15 protein-coding genes and 1 riboswitch are annotated in these 16,877 nt (G+C 69.9%); of the genes, 5 read left to right on the top strand and 10 right to left on the bottom strand.

What is annotated here, in order from left to right:
* Nucleotides 1–30: 30 nt before the first annotated feature.
* Nucleotides 31–189: riboswitch (FMN riboswitch) on the bottom strand.
* Nucleotides 190–366: 177 nt separating this feature from the next.
* Together ACH3VR_RS09975 and glpK are read left to right on the top strand one after the other, a co-directional pair.
* Entirely contained in the window at nucleotides 367–2,103 is a 1,737-nt protein-coding gene (locus ACH3VR_RS09975; protein WP_396640636.1) for a glycerol-3-phosphate dehydrogenase/oxidase, read from the top strand.
* 119 nt (nucleotides 2,104–2,222) lie between these two features.
* Nucleotides 2,223–3,770, top strand: coding sequence for a glycerol kinase GlpK (glpK, locus tag ACH3VR_RS09980; protein WP_396640637.1), 1,548 nt, complete (start codon nucleotides 2,223–2,225; stop codon nucleotides 3,768–3,770).
* 12 nt (nucleotides 3,771–3,782) lie between these two features.
* On the opposite strand, the gene ACH3VR_RS09985 is transcribed toward glpK, so the two are convergent.
* The 4 genes from ACH3VR_RS09985 to ACH3VR_RS10000 all read right to left on the bottom strand — a co-directional run bounded on the left by ACH3VR_RS09985 (nucleotide 3,783) and on the right by ACH3VR_RS10000 (nucleotide 7,153).
* Complete coding sequence (locus ACH3VR_RS09985; protein WP_396640638.1) at nucleotides 3,783–4,643, bottom strand: Fpg/Nei family DNA glycosylase; 861 nt, start codon at nucleotides 4,641–4,643, stop codon at nucleotides 3,783–3,785.
* 202 nt (nucleotides 4,644–4,845) lie between these two features.
* Nucleotides 4,846–5,412: a GNAT family N-acetyltransferase gene (locus ACH3VR_RS09990; protein WP_396640639.1), complete on the bottom strand. Its 567-nt coding sequence runs from the start codon at nucleotides 5,410–5,412 to the stop codon at nucleotides 4,846–4,848.
* Nucleotides 5,412–6,416: a tryptophan--tRNA ligase gene (gene trpS / locus ACH3VR_RS09995; RefSeq protein WP_396640640.1), complete on the bottom strand. Its 1,005-nt coding sequence runs from the start codon at nucleotides 6,414–6,416 to the stop codon at nucleotides 5,412–5,414. Before trpS ends, ACH3VR_RS09990 begins: the two co-directional genes overlap by 1 nt.
* 50 nt (nucleotides 6,417–6,466) lie before the next feature.
* The gene (locus ACH3VR_RS10000) at nucleotides 6,467–7,153 is read right to left on the bottom strand and encodes a TetR/AcrR family transcriptional regulator (protein ID WP_396640641.1); all 687 of its coding nucleotides are present in this window, start codon (nucleotides 7,151–7,153) and stop codon (nucleotides 6,467–6,469) included.
* A gap of 131 nt (nucleotides 7,154–7,284) precedes the next feature.
* On the opposite strand from ACH3VR_RS10000, the gene ACH3VR_RS10005 reads away from it, so the two are divergent.
* Nucleotides 7,285–8,316: an NAD(P)-dependent alcohol dehydrogenase gene (locus ACH3VR_RS10005; protein ID WP_396640642.1), complete on the top strand. Its 1,032-nt coding sequence runs from the start codon at nucleotides 7,285–7,287 to the stop codon at nucleotides 8,314–8,316.
* Nucleotides 8,317–8,350: 34 nt separating this feature from the next.
* Here the strand turns inward: ACH3VR_RS10005 and ACH3VR_RS10010 are convergent, their stop codons facing one another.
* The 6 genes from ACH3VR_RS10010 to sdhC all read right to left on the bottom strand — a co-directional run bounded on the left by ACH3VR_RS10010 (nucleotide 8,351) and on the right by sdhC (nucleotide 14,120).
* On the bottom strand, nucleotides 8,351–9,199 hold the full coding sequence (locus ACH3VR_RS10010; RefSeq protein WP_396640643.1) for an exodeoxyribonuclease III: 849 nt from the start codon (nucleotides 9,197–9,199) through the stop codon (nucleotides 8,351–8,353).
* Between the two features lie 10 nt (nucleotides 9,200–9,209).
* On the bottom strand, nucleotides 9,210–10,478 hold the full coding sequence (locus ACH3VR_RS10015) for a YihY/virulence factor BrkB family protein (protein ID WP_396640644.1): 1,269 nt from the start codon (nucleotides 10,476–10,478) through the stop codon (nucleotides 9,210–9,212).
* A 100-nt stretch (nucleotides 10,479–10,578) separates the two neighbouring features.
* Nucleotides 10,579–11,361, bottom strand: coding sequence for a succinate dehydrogenase iron-sulfur subunit (locus ACH3VR_RS10020; protein ID WP_396640645.1), 783 nt, complete (start codon nucleotides 11,359–11,361; stop codon nucleotides 10,579–10,581).
* On the bottom strand, nucleotides 11,361–13,190 hold the full coding sequence (gene sdhA, locus ACH3VR_RS10025; protein ID WP_396640646.1) for a succinate dehydrogenase flavoprotein subunit: 1,830 nt from the start codon (nucleotides 13,188–13,190) through the stop codon (nucleotides 11,361–11,363). Before sdhA ends, ACH3VR_RS10020 begins: the two co-directional genes overlap by 1 nt.
* A 43-nt stretch (nucleotides 13,191–13,233) precedes the next feature.
* Complete coding sequence (locus ACH3VR_RS10030; RefSeq protein ID WP_396640647.1) at nucleotides 13,234–13,686, bottom strand: succinate dehydrogenase hydrophobic membrane anchor subunit; 453 nt, start codon at nucleotides 13,684–13,686, stop codon at nucleotides 13,234–13,236.
* Nucleotides 13,686–14,120, bottom strand: coding sequence for a succinate dehydrogenase, cytochrome b556 subunit (gene sdhC / locus ACH3VR_RS10035; RefSeq protein WP_396640648.1), 435 nt, complete (start codon nucleotides 14,118–14,120; stop codon nucleotides 13,686–13,688). Before sdhC ends, ACH3VR_RS10030 begins: the two co-directional genes overlap by 1 nt.
* Nucleotides 14,121–14,357: 237 nt before the next feature.
* On the opposite strand from sdhC, the gene ACH3VR_RS10040 reads away from it, so the two are divergent.
* Together ACH3VR_RS10040 and ACH3VR_RS10045 are read left to right on the top strand one after the other, a co-directional pair.
* Nucleotides 14,358–15,470, top strand: a complete 1,113-nt coding sequence (locus ACH3VR_RS10040) for a mannose-1-phosphate guanylyltransferase (protein WP_396640649.1) — start codon at nucleotides 14,358–14,360, stop codon at nucleotides 15,468–15,470.
* Between the two features lie 198 nt (nucleotides 15,471–15,668).
* A complete protein-coding gene (locus ACH3VR_RS10045; protein ID WP_396640650.1) occupies nucleotides 15,669–16,781 on the top strand; it encodes a BMP family lipoprotein in 1,113 nt (370 codons plus the stop codon).
* Nucleotides 16,782–16,877 lie beyond the last annotated feature (96 nt).

The following is a 16,877-nucleotide window of genomic DNA, read 5'->3' on the forward strand; positions in this document are numbered from 1 at the left end:
ATGAGGAAGCGGGTGCGCACAACGCGCCGCCCGTGCTGCCTCCCATCCGGACTCGCAGCGCGTGTGCGCTGCATCACCGTCGGTCCCGGATTTCCACCGGATCGGCCTCGGCACGTTCCCGGAGGAGCGGCTGCTGAAGCTCGCGGACTGTCACCGCCGGTTCGGATTCTCACCGACCCCGGAGCACGTCGATGCTCTCGAGTGTAGTAAACGCGGTATCCGTCGATTCATTCCTCGACATGGAGCGACTTCCGGGTGCCGCTGCGCTCGCGCACGATTCACAGCGTGCACGTATGTGCAGACGGCCTGCACCGACGACCAGCGATGCGATGATGGTGCGACGGCACGCACTGAGGAGAGGAAGCGATGACCACCACGGGTTCGGAGCGACGAATGGATGCCCTCGCCCGGCGTCCGTATGCCGACGTCCTGATCGTCGGCGGTGGCATCAACGGCCTCGCGACCTTCCGCGAGCTCGCCCTGCAGGGCGTCGACGTCGCACTCGTCGAGCGCGGCGACTTCGTGAGCGGCGCATCCGCCGCGTCGTCGCACATGATCCACGGCGGCATCCGCTATCTCGAGAACGGCGAGTTCCGGCTCGTGAACGAAGCCGTCACCGAGCGCAACGGGCTGCTGCGCATCGCTCCGCACTACGTGAGCCCGCTGCAGACCACGATCCCGATCTTCACGACGCTCTCCGGTGTGCTGAGCGCGCCGCTGCGATTCCTCCGCCACGGCGGCGGGAGGCCCAGCGAGCGCGGAGCGGCGCTCATCAAGATCGGCCTCGTCATCTACGACTCGTTCTCGCGCGCCGGCGGGCAGGTGCCCCGGCACGAATTCCACGGCCGCAAGCGCGCCCTCGAGCAGCTTCCCCGGCTCAATCCGCGGGTCAAGTACACGGCGACCTACTGGGATGCCTCGCTCCACGACCCCGAGAGGCTCGCGCTCGACGTGCTCCGCGACGGCCTCGCCGCCGGCCGGGGTCGCGCGCGTGCCGTCAACTACACCACGGCGAGCCGGGTCGAGAACGGCCGCGTCGTGCTGCGCGACCTCGAGACGGGCGAGGAGACGCCGTTCGCGGCATCCGTCGTCGTCAACGCCTCGGGGCCCTGGACCGACCTCACCAACGCGGCGCTCGATCACCCGACCGCCTACATGGGCGGCACGAAGGGCTCGCACATCGTGCTGGACAACCCCGAGCTGCTCGAGGCGACGGGAGGGCGCGAGCTGTTCTTCGAGCACAGCGACGGGCGCATCGTGCTCATCTACCCGCTCAAGGGCAGGGTGCTCGTCGGCACGACCGATCTCGAGCACGACATGGCCGATCCGATCGTCTGCACCGAGGAGGAGGTCGACTACTTCTTCGAGCTCATCGGGCACGTCCTGCCCGGCATCGAGGTCGACAGATCGCAGATCGTCTACCGCTTCGCCGGCGTGCGGCCGCTCCCCGGGCACGGCGACGTCGCGCCCGGCTTCGTCTCGCGCGACTACCGCGTCGAGTCGGCGCCCCTCGCCGGCAGCCCCGACACGACCGTCCTGAGTCTCGTGGGCGGCAAGTGGACGACCTTCCGCGCCTCGGCGGAGCACCTCGCCGACCGCGTGCTGGGGCTCCTGTCGCAGCCGCGCCTCCGCTCCACGCGGGGCCTGCCGATCGGCGGTGGGCGCGGATACCCGACGACGGAGCGCACCCGCCGGCAGTGGCTCGCGACGCACGAGGGCGGATACGGCCTCGAGCGCGCCGCCACGCTCCTCGACCGCTACGGCACGGTCGCGGCCGACGTCATCGAGGCGATCGCGATCGACGACGACGATCAGCCGCTGGCGACGCTGCCGTCGTACTCGACGGGCGAGCTCCGGCACCTCGCGCGCACCGAGGCGGTCGTGCACCTCGACGACATGCTCCTGCGGCGCACGAGCCTCGCGTTCACGGGTGCCGTGTCGTCGGAGTCGGCGGCCGAGATCGCGGAGGCGATCGCGCCGGTGCTGGGGTGGAGCATCGACAAGCGGCAGGTGGAGGTGCAGCGCGCTCTCGCCCGCGTGCACGCCGCCGACCCCGCCTGGCCGGCGCCCGACTCCATGCCGGCATCCCCGGCATCGCGATAGCCGATCCTTCGACAGCCGATCCGGCGGGCCCGGCAAGGGTTTCCGGGTCGCGGTAGCCTGACCCGAGCCGGTCCCCGCGGAGCGCGGCGACCCCGACCACTCGACGAAGAGGAGGCGACGTGGCCGACCACGTGCTGGCGATAGATCAGGGCACGACCTCGACGCGCGCCATCGTGTTCGACGCGCAGGGCGGGGTCGTCTCCACGGCGCAGCGCGAGCACGCGCAGCTGCTGCCGCATGCGGGCTGGGTCGAGCACGATCCCATCGAGATCTGGACGAACACCGAGTGGGTGCTGTCGTCGGCCCTCTCGCAGGCGCGCCTGGGCACGGGCGACCTGGCCGCCATCGGCGTCACGAACCAGCGCGAGACGGCGGTCGTGTGGGACCGCCGCACGGGCCGTCCGGTCGCGAACGCGATCGTCTGGCAGGACACCCGCACGCAGCAGCGCATCGACCGCCTCGCCGCCGACGGCGGCACCGACCGGTTCGCGACGCAGACCGGGCTCCCTCTCGCGACCTACTTCTCCGCGTCGAAGGTCGCCTGGATCCTCGAGAACGTGCCGGGCGCGCGCGAGGCCGCCGAGGCCGGCGACCTCCTGTTCGGGACACCCGACACGTGGGTGGTCTGGAACCTCACCGGCGGCATCCGGGGCGGCATCCACGTCACCGACGTCACCAACGCGAGCCGGACGCTCCTCATGGATCTGCGCACACTGGACTGGGCCGACGAACTGCTCGAGGTGTGGGGGATCCCGCGGGCGATGCTGCCCGAGATCCGCTCGTCGTCGGAGGTGCTCGGCGACACGCAGCTGCCCGGCTTCGCGAGCGGAGTCCCGATCGCGGGGATCCTGGGCGATCAGCAGGCGGCCACCTTCGGTCAGGCGGCGTTCGACGCAGGAGAGTCCAAGAACACCTACGGCACCGGCAACTTCCTCCTCGTGAACACGGGCACCGAGATCGTCCGGTCGCAGCACGGCCTGATCACGACCGTCGCCTATCGCTGTGGCGACGAGCCTGCGCGATACGCGCTGGAAGGGTCGATCGCCGTCACCGGATCGCTCGTGCAATGGCTGCGCGACAACCTCGGCATCATCGAGCACTCGGAAGACGTCGAGAGGCTCGCGAACTCGGTCGAGGACTCCGGCGGGGCCTACTTCGTGCCGGCCTTCTCGGGGCTGTTCGCCCCCCACTGGCGTCCCGACGCGCGCGGCGCCCTCGTGGGGCTGACCCGCTACGTGAACCGCGGCCACATCGCGCGCGCGGCGCTCGAGTCGACGGCGTTCCAGACCCGCGACGTCATGGAGGCCGTCGTCGCCGACACGGGGCGCCGCATCGCCGAACTCCGCGTCGACGGAGGCATGACCCGCGACGGGCTGCTCATGCAGTTCCAGGCCGACGTGCTCGGCCTGCCCGTCATCCGGCCCGCGATCGTCGAGACGACGGCGCTCGGAGCCGCCTACGCGGCGGGGCTGGCCACCGGCGTGTGGAAGAGCACCGACGAGCTGCGCGCGCACTGGCGCGAGGACGTGCGGTTCGAGCCGGCGATGCCCGATGACGAGCGTGAGCGCCGCTACCGGATGTGGCGCAAAGCCGTCTCGAAGTCGCTCGACTGGGTCGACGACGACGCGCGGATCCTCGCCGGGACGATGGCGCCTGACGCCACCTGAGCCTGCCCGACGCTACTTGAGCAGGCGCGACAGTCGGCGGTCGGCGAGGATCTTGCCGCCCGTCTGGCACGTCGGGCAGTACTCGAGCGAGTTGTCCGCGAAGAACACGCTGCGCACCGTGTCGCCGCACACGGGGCACGTCTCGCCGCGCCGGCCGTGCACCTGCATCCCGCGCCGCTTGGCGTCCTTCAGCTCCGCAGGCGGCTTTCCGGATGCCTCGTCGAGCGCTTCGGCGAGGGTGTCGGTCATGGCGGCGTAGAGCCGGTCGACGTCTTCCGGCGTTAGCGACGAGGCGAGTGCGTACGGCGACATCTTGGCCGCGTGGAGGATCTCGTCGGAATAGGCGTTGCCGACGCCCGCGATGATCATCTGGTCGCGCAGCACGCCCTTGATCTGCGTGCGGCGCCCCTCGAGCAGGCCCGCGAGGGTGTCGCGGTCGAACGACGGGTCGAGCGGATCCGGTCCGAGCCGCGCGATGCCCGGCACGTCGGCCGGATCGCGCACGACGTAGATCGCGAGCGACTTCTTCGTACCCGCCTCGGTGAGGTCGAAGCCCGACCCGTCGCTCAGCGCGACGCGGAGGGCGATCGGCGTCTTGCCGGGTCGGATGAGCGTCGTCGGCAGCTTGTCGTACCACCGGAGCCAGCCGGCCTTGGCGAGGTGGAAGACGAGGTGCGGCCCGGTGGTGGCGAGGTCGAGGAATTTGCCGCGCCGTTCGGCGCCCGTGATCCGGGCGCCCTCGAGCGCCTGCACCGGCGGGTCGTACGTCTTGAGCGCCGCGATGCCCGGGACCGAGACGCGCGTGAACTCGAGGCCCGTCACACGGTCGCGGAGGAAGTCGACGAGCCCCTGCACCTCAGGCATCTCGGGCATGCGCCCATCCTGGCATGCGCCGCCGACGCGCGGGCCGGGCTTGCGTCTGCGCTCACCGGGCGCATTCCGTCGCCTCCGGGCGGGGATGCGGCGATTCGCGCCCAGCGAGCGTCGCCCGGACGGCAGGGCGGCGACTCACGGGGCGCATTCCGTCGCATCCCGGCGGCGATGCGACGACTCGCGCCCAGTCAGCGCCCGGTCGTCAGGCCTCGAGCACCGGCCAGGGCTTCGGCGTGCGGTCGTCGCCGAGGAGCAGGCCCGCGATCCAGCCGTCGTCCCGGTCGCCGGCGCCGTTGCGCAGAGCGCCCCGCAGCGTGCCCTCGAAGCCGAACCCGAGCGTGCGGGCGATGCGCGCCGACGGCACGTTGCCCACGACGGCGCGCCACTCCATGCGCGCGAGGCCGAGCCCGTCGGCCGAGAAGCCCCAGTCGACGACGGCCCGGGATGCCTCGGTCATGACGCCGCGGCCGCGAGCGGCCGGGGCGGTCCAGTACCCGAGCTCGGCCTGGCCCGCGGCGGGCCGGTACAGCCCGACCATGCCGGCCAGCGCCCCTGCGTCGCGCACCACCCACGTGTACTCGATGCCGTCGGCCCACCCCTTCGCCGCGCGGGCGATGAACTCCTCGGCGTGGTGGTGCTCGTACGGCGTCGGCACTGTCGTGTAGCGGCGGATGCCGGAATCCTGACACGCGTCGTAGATCGCGTCGACGTCACCCGCCTCCGGCAGGGTCAGTTCGAAGCGCGCCGTGCGCAGCGTGACGGGCTCCATCAGACGCGGCGCAGCAGGCCGACCTTGTCGTAGACGGCGGCGAGGGTGCCGCGGGCGACCTCCTCGGCCTTCGCGGCGTTCACCGCGAGCACGCGGTCGAGCTCGGCGGGGTCGTCGAGCAGCTCGAGCGCACGCGCGCGCACGGGGCCGAACTCGTTCACGACGACCTCGGCGAGGCCCTTCTTGAAGTCGCCGTAGCCGCGGCCCGCGTACTCGTCCTCGATCGACGGGATCTGGCGGCCGGTGAGGGCCGCGTAGACGACGAGCAGGTTCGAGACGCCCGGCTTGTTCTCGCGGTCGTAGCGCACCGAGCCCTCACTGTCGGTCACCGCCCGCATGACCTTCTTCGCCGACACGGCGGGGTCGTCGAGCAGCCAGAGCACGCCGGCGTCCGACTCGGCCGACTTCGACATCTTGGCGGTGGGGTTCTGCAGGTCGTAGATGCGCGCGGTGTCCTGCTGGATGACGGGCATCGGCACGCGGAACGTCTGCCCGTAGCGGCCGTTGAACCGCTCGGCCAGGTCTCGCGTGAGCTCGACGTGCTGCTTCTGGTCGTCGCCGACGGGCACGATGTCGGTCTGGTACAGCAGGATGTCGGCCGCCATCAGCACGGGGTACGTGAACAGTCCGACCGACGTCGCCTCGTTGCCGTAGCGCTGCGACTTGTCCTTGAACTGCGTCATGCGCCCGGCCTCGCCGAAGCCCGTGACCGTCGAGAGGATCCACGCGAGCTCGGCGTGCGCGGGCACGTGCGACTGCACGTACAGCGTCGACTTCGAGGGCTCGATGCCGGCTGCGATGTACTGCGCAGCGGTGCGGCGCGTCTTCTCGCGGAGCTCGGCGGGGTCGTTCGGCTGCGTCAGGGCGTGCAGGTCGACCACCGAGAAGAACGCGTCGTAGGTCTCCTGCAGGTCGCGCCACTGCATGAGTGCCCCGATGTAGTTGCCGATCTGGAGCGAGTCGGCTGAGGGCTGCATGCCGGAGTAGAGGCGCGGTTTGGTCACCAGACGAGTCTATTGAACGGATGCTGCGACCCCGGCCGGGGCTCTCATCGTCAGGCCCGACGCTCGATGCCCTCCAGCAGCACGTCGAGTGCGAACTCGAACTCGGCCTGGTCGTCGCACCACCCGAGTGTCGAGTCGGGATCGTCGTGCGCGACCTCGCCGAGCATGGCCGCGACGTGCGGCATGAGGCCCCCGAGCTCGGCGGCCGCCTGCTGGTCGACCTCGCCGTCGGCACCGCGCGGATCCTCCAGCACGAGCTCCTGCGAGAAGCCGAACTGGCGGCTCCCGAGCGTGTGCAGGGCGTGGTGGATGAGGTCGAACGACAAGCCTCCGTCATGCATCGCGGCGACGTTGCCGTTGATCCAGGTCGCGAGCGCGGGCGTCATGATGCCGCCCGACTCGAGTGCCCGCGGAACCCAGGGATGCTCGAGCATCACCTCGCGCGCCGCGAGGATCCGGGTCCGCAGTACGGGACGCCACCCTGAGTCCGGACTGGCCGAGGCCGACGCCGCGCGGGCGCCGACGTCGACGAAGAGCAGGTCGACCGCTCCCGAGACGATCGCGTCCTTGCCGCGCACGTGGTAGTAGATCGACATCGGCTCGACGCCGAGGCCCTCGGCCAGACGGCGCATCGTCAGGCCCTGGATGCCGTGCGAATCGGCGATCCCGATGGCGGTGCGCAGGACGCGCTCGCGCGACAGCGGCTCGCGCCGTGGTGCGATCTCGATCGCACTCATCGCCACCTCCGCTCCCACGCCAGCCCGATGGATCACAGCCTCTCCGAAGAAGGGCATGGACAACCACTCACCGCGAGGCTACCTTACTGCGTAAGACATACAGTGTAAGGCTGGGTCGAGAGGACGAGGCGATGAGCGACACGATCGATCAGACCGCAGGTCGGGCTCCGGCATCCGACGACAGATCCACGATGCGTGCGGCGGTGTACCGGCGCTTCGGCGGTCCCGATGTAGTGAGAGTCGAGCGGATGCCGCGCCCCACGCCCGCGGCGGGCGAAGTGCTCGTGCGGGTGCACGCCGCGAGCGTCAGCATCGCCGATCACCGAGTGCGGGCACGAGACGTGCCGCGCGGCCTCAAGCTCCCTGTCGCCCTTGCGCTCGGCATGTTCCGGCCGAAGCACCCCGTGCTCGGGATGGACGCCGCCGGCGTCGTGGAGGCGATCGGCGACGGGGTCACGGCGTTCGCGCCCGGCGACCGGGTCATCCTCCTCCGCGGCGCGCGCTTCGGCTGCCACGCCGAGTACACGACGATCGCGGCCGACGGCGCAATCGCGCGCATCCCCGACGAGCTGTCCTTCGTCGAGGCCGCGGCGCTCGTCTTCGGCTTCGCCACGGCCCAGGTGTTCCTCGACGCGGCGGGAGTCGGCGCCGGCGACGCCGTGCTCGTGAATGGAGCATCGGGTGCGGTCGGATCGGCCGCCGTTCAGCTCGCCCATCGGCGAGGCGCGGTCGTGACCGCCGTCACGTCCGGCGCCAACGCCGACCTCGTCCGGTCGCTCGGCGCCGACCGGATCGTGGACTACACGCACGAGGACTTCGCCGCGAGCGGCGAGCGATACGACGCCGTCGTCGAGTGCGTCGGCAACTCCCCGTTCTCGCGCGCACGTCGCGTGCTGCGGTCGGGCGGAGCGCTGCTCCTCGTCATCACCGACCTGCCCGGACTCATCGGGGCGAAGCTCCGGCCCGTGCGCGGCGGCATCCGCCGGATCGAGACCGTCGAGAAGGTCTCGGGCGCCGATCTCGCCGAGATCGCACGGGCGGCGGGCTCCGGCGAGCTGCGTCCCGTCGTCGATCGCGTCTACGACCTCGACGAGATCCGCGAGGCGCATCGGTACGTCGACACCGGCCGCAAGCGCGGCAACGTCATCGTGCGAATCGGCTGAGAGCCGTCAGCCGACGGCGTAGCCGAGAGGCGTGTCAGCCGATGGCGTAGTCGGCGACGACGGGGGCGTGGTCGCTCCACCGTGTATCCCACGAGGGCGCTCGCACGACGTGGTAGTCGCTCACGACCGCCGCCAGGTCGGGCGTTGCGAGGTGGTAGTCGATGCGCCAGCCGGTGTCGTTGTCGAACGCCTTGCCCCGGTTCGACCACCACGTGTACGGCCCGTCGACCTCGCCGTGGAACGTGCGCCCCACGTCGACCCAGCCGAGCCCGGGCCCGACCGAGCCGTCGACTCCTGTGACCTCGGTGCCGTCGGGGCCGAGGAAGCGGTCGAAGTAGCCGCGCTCGCGCGGGAGGAACCCGGCCTTCTTGACGTTGCCCTTCCAATTGCGGATGTCGAGCTCGCGGTGACCCACATTCAGATCACCCATGATGAGGCTCAGCGGGCGCTCGGCGCGCAGGAGCGGCATCCGTCGTTCCATCGCATCGAGGAAGGCCCACTTGGCGTCCTGCCTGGGGGTGTCGGCCTCGCCGGTCGGCACGTACGCGCTCACGATGGTCAGCGTCGTGCCGTCGACGTCGAAGTCGGCCTCGATCCAGCGGCCGGCCGAGTCGAGGGTGTCGTCGTCGCCGAGCACGCGGCGCACCTCGACCGAGCCCGCCCGCGATGCGACCGCGACGCCGGCACGGCCCTTCGCGAGCGCCTCGTCGTTGACCAGCTCCCATCCCGGGAGCGAGGCGGCGAGCTCGTCGACCGTGGCGCGCACCTCCTGCAGGGCGAGGATGTCGACGTCGGCCTGCTCGAGCCAGGGGAGCATGCCCTTGCGAGTGGCGGCGCGGATGCCGTTGACGTTGACGGAGGCGATGCGGACGCGGCGTGGCACGACGGCCAGCCTAGCCTCGCCCCCCGACATCGGTCGGCGCCGACCAGATCCCCTGCGTGGGCGGCGGGGGAGCGGATGACTCCACGTCCGCGAGCTCGTCCTCGGCCTGCCGCACCGCGCGGTCGGCCGACCAGACGCGGTACCAGGGGGCGTGCGCGCGCTCCTCCTGCGCCGTGCGCAGACGCACCTGCGCCGCGAGCAGCAGCGCCCGGTGCTCGGCCGCGAGGCGCTCGTTCTCCGTCGGCTCGAGCAGGGCCATGTTGCGGTCCTTCGCCGAGACGGCGATCCAGGCGGCCGCGACGAGCATGATGATGCCGATGATCTTGAACCACAGCAGGAGCCCGACGAAGACGGCGAACGTCGCGAGCAGCGGGTTCGACGGCGTGTAGACGAGGATGAGGCCGGCGCCGAGCAGCAGCACCGTCGTGGCCGCTCCGCCGAGCAGGGATCCCGGCCAGATCCGCCGCCACTGCAGGGTCGCCCCGGTCAGGAACCGGAACAGCGCCGCGAGCGCGGCCGAGATGATGACGAACGACACGATCAGCGAGCCGATGCGCAGGTACGAGACGAGGCCCGTGTCGGCATCCAGTCCGAACAGACCCAGCACGAGGCCGATCGCCCACGTGCTCATCGAGCTGAGGCCCGCCCCGACGATGAGGGCGATGCCGAAGATGACCGCCGCGACCAGGTCGCGCGCTTTCAGCAGAAAGTACGAGCGGCGATCGAACGGGAGCTCGAAGATGTCGCGAACGGCCCGCCGGGCGTACGTCACGAAGCCGATCGCCGTCCAGATGACGGCGCCGAGCGCGATGAGGCCCGTGATGCTCAAGACGCCGGTGCTGGCATCCACGACCTGCTGGACCTGCTCCTCGGTGAGGATGCCGTCTTCGCCGATGAGGCCCGGGATGTAGCTGTTGATGACGTTGATGACGCCTTCCACGGCCTTCTCGCTGCCGCCGAGCCAGAGGCCGGCGATCGCGAAGGCCACGTAGATCGCCGCGAAGACGGCGAAGAGGGCCTGATAGCTCACGCCGGCCCCCAGCAGGAAGCCGTTCGAGAGCAGGAAGTGACGCCAGACGCGGATGGGGAACCAGGCGAGGGTGCGCTTCGTGATGGCCGTGGCGCGCGCGATCGGCGCGTCGAACCGCTGGCGCAGCTCGTCCTGCCTCGTGTCCCATCGCTGGCGGAGGTGCTCCTCCTCCTGGCGGGCGCGCGCGGCGGCGTCGCGCTTGTCCGCGGGGTCGCCCGTTCCGTCCGATCCAGGGGGCGACGCGCTCACGCGAACAGACTAGCGATCGCGGGATGCCTCGGACCGTGAGCCTTCACCTGCACGCCGAGAACGCGGGTGGCCCCCGCGTTCTCGGCAATCAGGTGGAGGCTCAGCGCTTGCCGCGCAGGACCGCCTGCTTGACCTCGGCGATCGCCTTGGTGACCTCGATGCCGCGCGGGCACGCCTCGGTGCAGTTGAAGGTCGTGCGGCACCGCCACACGCCCTCCTTGTCGTTGAGGATGTCCAGGCGCACCTCGGCGGCGTCGTCGCGCGAATCGAAGATGAAGCGGTGCGCGTTGACGATCGCGGCGGGGCCGAAGTACTGGCCGTCGGTCCAGAAGACGGGGCACGAGGACGTGCACGCCGCGCACAGGATGCACTTGGTGGTGTCGTCGAACACCTCGCGGTCGACGATCGACTGGATGCGCTCCTTGCCGGCCTCGGGCTTCGAGTTCGCGATGAGGAAGGGCTGCACCTCGCGGTACGACGCGAAGAACGGCTCCATGTCGACGATGAGGTCCTTTTCGAGCGGCAGGCCCTTGATCGCCTCGACGTAGATCGGCTGCGAGATGTCGAGATCCTTGATGAGGGTCTTGCACGCGAGCCGGTTGCGGCCGTTGATGCGCATCGCGTCGGAGCCGCAGATGCCGTGCGCGCACGAGCGGCGGAACGACAGCGAGCCGTCGACCTCCCACTTGATCTTGTGCAGCGCGTCGAGGACGCGGTCGGTCGAGTAGAGCTCGACGTCGTAGTCGACCCAGCGCGGCTCCTCATCGACCTCCGGGTTGAAGCGCCGGACGATGAAGGTGACGAGGAACGACTGGATGCCGGTGTCGTTCGCCGCGTCTTCGACGGCTTCCACGGCGCCTGGCTGCGCGACAGCGGCGGACATCAGTACTTCCTCTCCAGCGGCGGATAGCGCAACTCGCCGGCCTCGTTCTTCGTGAAGACGACGGGCTTCCAGTCGAGCCGGATGTGGTCCTCGGCGTTCGACGAGTGCGCGTCGCCCGACAGGTAGGCCATCGTGTGCTGCATGTAGTTCTCGTCGTCGCGCTTGGGGAAGTCGTCGCGCATGTGGCCGCCGCGGCTCTCCTTGCGGTTCTTCGCCGTGACCACGACCACCTCGGCGAGGTCGAGGAGGAAGCCGAGTTCGACAGCCTCGAGCAGGTCGGTGTTGTACCGCTTGCCCTTGTCGTCGACGTGCACGTTCTTGTAGCGCGCGCGGAGGTCTTCGATCGTGCCGAGCACTTCGGAGAGCGACTCGTCGGTGCGGAACACCTGGGCCTTGCGGTCCATCTCGTCCTGCAGCGTCTTGCGCAGCACGGCGATGCGCTCGGTGCCTGGATTGTCGCGCAGGCCCTCGAGCAGGTCGCGGACCTCCTTCGCGGGGTCGGCGGGCAGCGGCACGAAATCGGCGGTCTGGACGTACTGGACCGCGTTGCGGCCGGCGCGCTTGCCGAAGACGTTGATGTCGAGCAGCGAATTGGTGCCCAGGCGGTTCGAGCCGTGCACCGACACGCACGCGCACTCGCCGGCGGCGTAGAGGCCCGGCACGACGGTGGTGTTGTCGCTCAGCACCTGGGCGTCGTTGTTGGTCGGGATGCCGCCCATCGCGTAGTGCGCCGTCGGCATGACGGGCACGGGCTCGACGACCGGGTCGACGCCCAGATAGGTGCGCGCGAACTCCGTGATGTCGGGGAGCTTCGTCTCGAGCACCTCTGCGCCCAGGTGCGTGCAGTCCAGGAGCACGTAGTCGCGGTGCGGACCCGCGCCGCGACCTTCGGCGACCTCCTGCACCATGCAGCGGCTGACGATGTCGCGCGGTGCCAGGTCCTTGATCGTGGGCGCGTAGCGCTCCATGAACCGCTCGCCCGACACGTTGCGCAGGATCGCGCCCTCGCCGCGCGCGCCCTCCGTGAGCAGGATGCCGAGGCCCGCGAGGCCGGTCGGGTGGAACTGGAAGAACTCCATGTCCTCCAGCGGCAGGCCCTTGCGCCACACGACGCCGACGCCGTCGCCCGTGAGGGTGTGGGCGTTGGAGGTCGTCTTGAAGATCTTGCCGAAGCCGCCCGTCGCGAAGATGACGGCCTTCGAGTGGAAGACGTGCAGGTCGCCCGTGGCCAGCTCGTACGCGACGACCCCCGCGACCTCGGTCTTGCCGGCGGCATCCTTCACCGTGATGAGGTCGAGCACGTAGAACTCGTTGAAGAAGTTGATGCCGAGCTTGACGCAGTTCTGGAACAGCGTCTGCAGGATCATGTGACCCGTGCGGTCGGCGGCGTAGCAGGCGCGACGCACGGGCGTCTTGCCGTGATCGGCGGTGTGGCCGCCGAAGCGGCGCTGGTCGATCTTGCCCTCGGGGGTGCGGTTGAACGGCAGGCCCATGTTCTCGAGGTCGATGACGGCGTCGATCGCCTCCTTGGCAAGGATCTCGGCGGCGTCCTGGTCGACGAGGTAGTCGCCGCCCTTGACGGTGTCGAAGGTGTGCCACTCCCACGAGTCCTCTTCGACGTTGGCGAGCGCGGCGGCCATGCCGCCCTGCGCCGCACCCGTGTGCGAGCGGGTCGGGTACAGCTTCGTGATGACCGCGGTCCTGGCGCCGGGGCCGGCCTCGATCGCCGCGCGCATGCCGGCGCCGCCGGCGCCCACGATGACGATGTCGAACTGGTGGTAGTGGACGCCGTCCTTGACGTAGCTGTCGGCGTTGGTCTGGGTGCTCACGTGAGGGATGCTCTCGTCTCTGTCGTGGTCGCGGCGGCGACCGTCAGCCCGCGACGCTCTGGCACATCTCCCACAGGGAGCTGTCCTGAGTGACGCCGATGCAGGGGTCGAAGGTGAACACCACGAGGGTGCCGAGGAGGATGAGGAAGGCGGCGGCCAGCCACAGCGCCCACACGAGCACGCGGCGCGCGCCGTTGTGGGTCACGTAGTCGTTGACGACGGTGCGCATGCCGTTGGCGCCGTGGATGAGGGCGAGCCACAGCATGATGACGTCCCACCACTGCCAGAACGGCGTGGCGAACTTGCCCGCGACGAAAGCGAAGTCGATCTGGTGGATGCCTTCGCCGGTCATCAGGTTGATGAAGAGGTGGCCGAAGATGAGGACGACCAGCAGCACGCCCGATGCGCGCATGTAGATCCAGCCCCACTTCTCGAGGTTGGGACCCTTGCGGCGCGGGGCGGCGATGGGGGAGCGCGGAGCGGCGACGGTGCTCATCAGTGGCCCCCTCCCGTTGCTGCGAAGACGTTCATGAGGTGACGCGGCGCGAAGCCGAGCATCGTGACGGCCCACAGGCCGATGACGCCCCACCACAGCTGGCGCTGGTGGCGCGTGGCCCAGGGCCAGAAGTCGACGAGGATGATGCGCAGGCCGTTGTAGGCGTGGTACGCGATCGCCGCGACGAGCACGACCTCGCCGAGGCCCATGATCGGGTTCTTGTACGTGCCGATGACCGCGTTGTAGGCCTCGGGCGAGACGCGGATGAGCGCGGTGTCGAGCACGTGCACGAGCAGGAAGAAGAAGATCGCGATGCCCGTGATGCGGTGGAGGACCCACGACCACATTCCCTCGCGTCCGCGGTAGAGCGTGCCGCGGGGCACTTTCGACGTGGTCTCGGCGACCGACGGTGTGACGCGTGCTGGTGCAGACACGGGCCGTCCTCCTTGGCTCGAACACTGTGTCGGGGCGGGTCAGTGCCCCTCGGGGGTTTGGTCCCCCTGCGTCACGCGGGCGCACCAGCATCCTATTCCCGCCTTCCTCGGCAGCGGGATCAGGCCGCCCCGACTGTCTCGACGTCGAGATATCCGATCGAGCCGGCCGGCGTCGGCTTCACGTTCCCGACAACTCGCCGACACGCCCCCGCAATGCCGCTGGGTAGCCTGGATCGCATGGCTGAGCCGATCGCAGACTTCTACGCCGTCATCCCCGCGGGAGGGATCGGCAGCCGGCTGTGGCCGCTGTCGCGGGCGGGCGCCCCCAAGTTCCTCCACGACCTCACCGGATCGGGGCAGACGCTCCTCCGCGACACGTGGGACCGCCTCGAGCCCCTCGCCGGACGTGATCGCATCGCCGTCGTGACGGGCCGGGCGCACCGGGCCGCCGTCGAGCGGGAACTGCCGGGCGTGCCCGACAAGAACGTCTTCCTCGAGTCCGAGCCACGCGACTCCGCCGCCGCCATCGGCCTTGCCGCCGCGATCCTCGCGCGCCGCGAGCCGGACGTCATCATCGGGTCGTTCGCCGCCGACCACGTCATCCGCGGCACGCAGGTGTTCGACTGGGCCGTGCGCCAGGCGGTCGCGACCGCGCGCGAGGGCTACATCTGCACGATCGGCATCCCGCCGGTGGAGCCCTCGGTCGGCTTCGGCTACATCAAGAAGGGCGACGAGATCGTCGTCGAGGGCGCGCCCGAGGCAGCCCTCGTCGAGCGATTCGTGGAGAAGCCCGACCTCGAGACCGCCAGGACGTACTTCACCGACCGCTCCTACCTGTGGAACGCGGGCATGTTCATCACCCGCGCCGATGTGCTCCTCGCCGAGCTCGAGCGCAACCAGCCGGAGCTGCACGCCGGGCTGCTCGAGCTCGCAGAGGCGTGGGACGACCGCGATGCCCGCGGGCCCGTCGTCGACCGGGTCTGGCCGACGCTCACCAAGATCGCGATCGACTACGCCGTGGCCGAGCCCGCGGCCGACCGCGGCCGGCTCGCCGTCGTCCCCGGCCACTTCGACTGGGACGACGTCGGCGACTTCGCGAGCCTCGCGAAGCTCAACACCCACGGCCGCAACGACCTCGCGATCCTGGGGGAGAACGCGCGGATCCTCGCCGACGCGTCCAGCGGGATCGTCGTGAGCCAGACCAAGCGCGTGATCAGCGTCATCGGCGTCAAGGACATCGTCATCGTCGACACGGAGGACGCCCTTCTGGTCACCACGAGCGAGCACGCGCAGCGCGTCAAGGGCGTCGTCGACGCCCTCAAGGTCAACGGTCAGGGCGACGTGCTCTGACGCAAACCCGATGAGCCGGAGTCGCGCGGAATGCGACATCCGGTCCCTCTCGTGTTGCGTCTTTGTAACCATTCGCACGCACGCGGCGTGCAACCGTGCAAGTCCCCGGTCACAGTAGGTAACTTCTGTTCTGCACCCGCGAGGTCCGCGGGTGGGGAACCCGCGAGGTCCGCGGGCCATCTTCCGTGGGAGGCAGACTTGACCATTTCCACCCGAAAGCGACTGCTCGGCGGACTCGTCGCCGCCAGCATCGTCGTCGCCCTCGCGGGCTGCGCCTCGGCGCCCGAGGAGTCCACGTCGTCCGGCGAGTCCACCGGCGGCGCAGCCGTCGCGGGATTCCTCCCCTGCATGGTCTCCGACGCCGGCGGCTTCGACGACAAGTCGTTCAACCAGCTCGGCTACGAGGGCCTCCAGAAGGCGGCGAAAGAGCTCGGCGTCGACTACAAGGGGGTGCAGTCGAACTCCGAGTCCGACTTCGCGCCCAACCTGACGAGCCTCGTCGATCAGAACTGCACGCTGATCACCACGGTCGGCTTCGCTCTCGCGAGCGCTGCCCTCGAGTCCGCGAACGCCAACCCCGACATCGACTACGTCTCGATCGACGACACGGTCGACCAGAACGGCGACGGCAAGACGGACGCCCCGAACATCAAGCCGATCATCTTCGACACCGCTCAGGCGGCCTTCATGGCCGGCTACGCGGCGGCCTCGTACTCGAAGGCCAAGAAGGTCGGCACGTTCGGCGGCATGAACTTCCCGACGGTCTCGATCTTCATGGACGGCTTCGCGCAGGGCGTCGAGTACTGGAACCAGGAGAAGAGCGACAACGTCCAGGTCATCGGCTGGAACCGTGACACGCAGGACGGCTCTTTCACCGGTGGCTTCGACGCCAACCAGGACGCGATCAACACGGCCCAGGGCATCGTGGACCAGGGCGTCGACGTGCTGCTGCCCGTCGGTGGTCCGATCTACCAGAGCGCCGCATCGGTGATCCGCGGCTCGGGCCGTGACATCGCCCTCATCGGCGTCGACGCCGATGTCTACGAGACCGACCCCACGGTCGGCGACCTGCTGCTCACGTCGGTCCGCAAGCTCATCGACGTCGGCGTGGAAGACGCGGTCACGTCGGCGGGCAAGGGCAACTTCGACCCGACGCCCTTCGTCGGCACGCTGAAGAACGACGGCGTGGGCCTGGCTCCGTTCCACGACTTCGAGAGCAAGGTCTCGCCCGACCTGCAGGGCGAGCTCGATGCGATCAAGGCCGGCATCATCGACGGCTCCATCAAGGTCGAGTCGTACCTCAACAAGTGATCCACTGAGTGTGTGGGGAGGTCGGGTTTCCGGCCTCCCCACACCCGTCTCTCCGGCGTCTGCGCACCGCGACGGCCCGCCTCCCGCCTCTCGTGC

The organism is Microbacterium alkaliflavum, assembly GCF_044325405.1.
Lineage (GTDB): Bacteria > Actinomycetota > Actinomycetes > Actinomycetales > Microbacteriaceae > Microbacterium > Microbacterium alkaliflavum.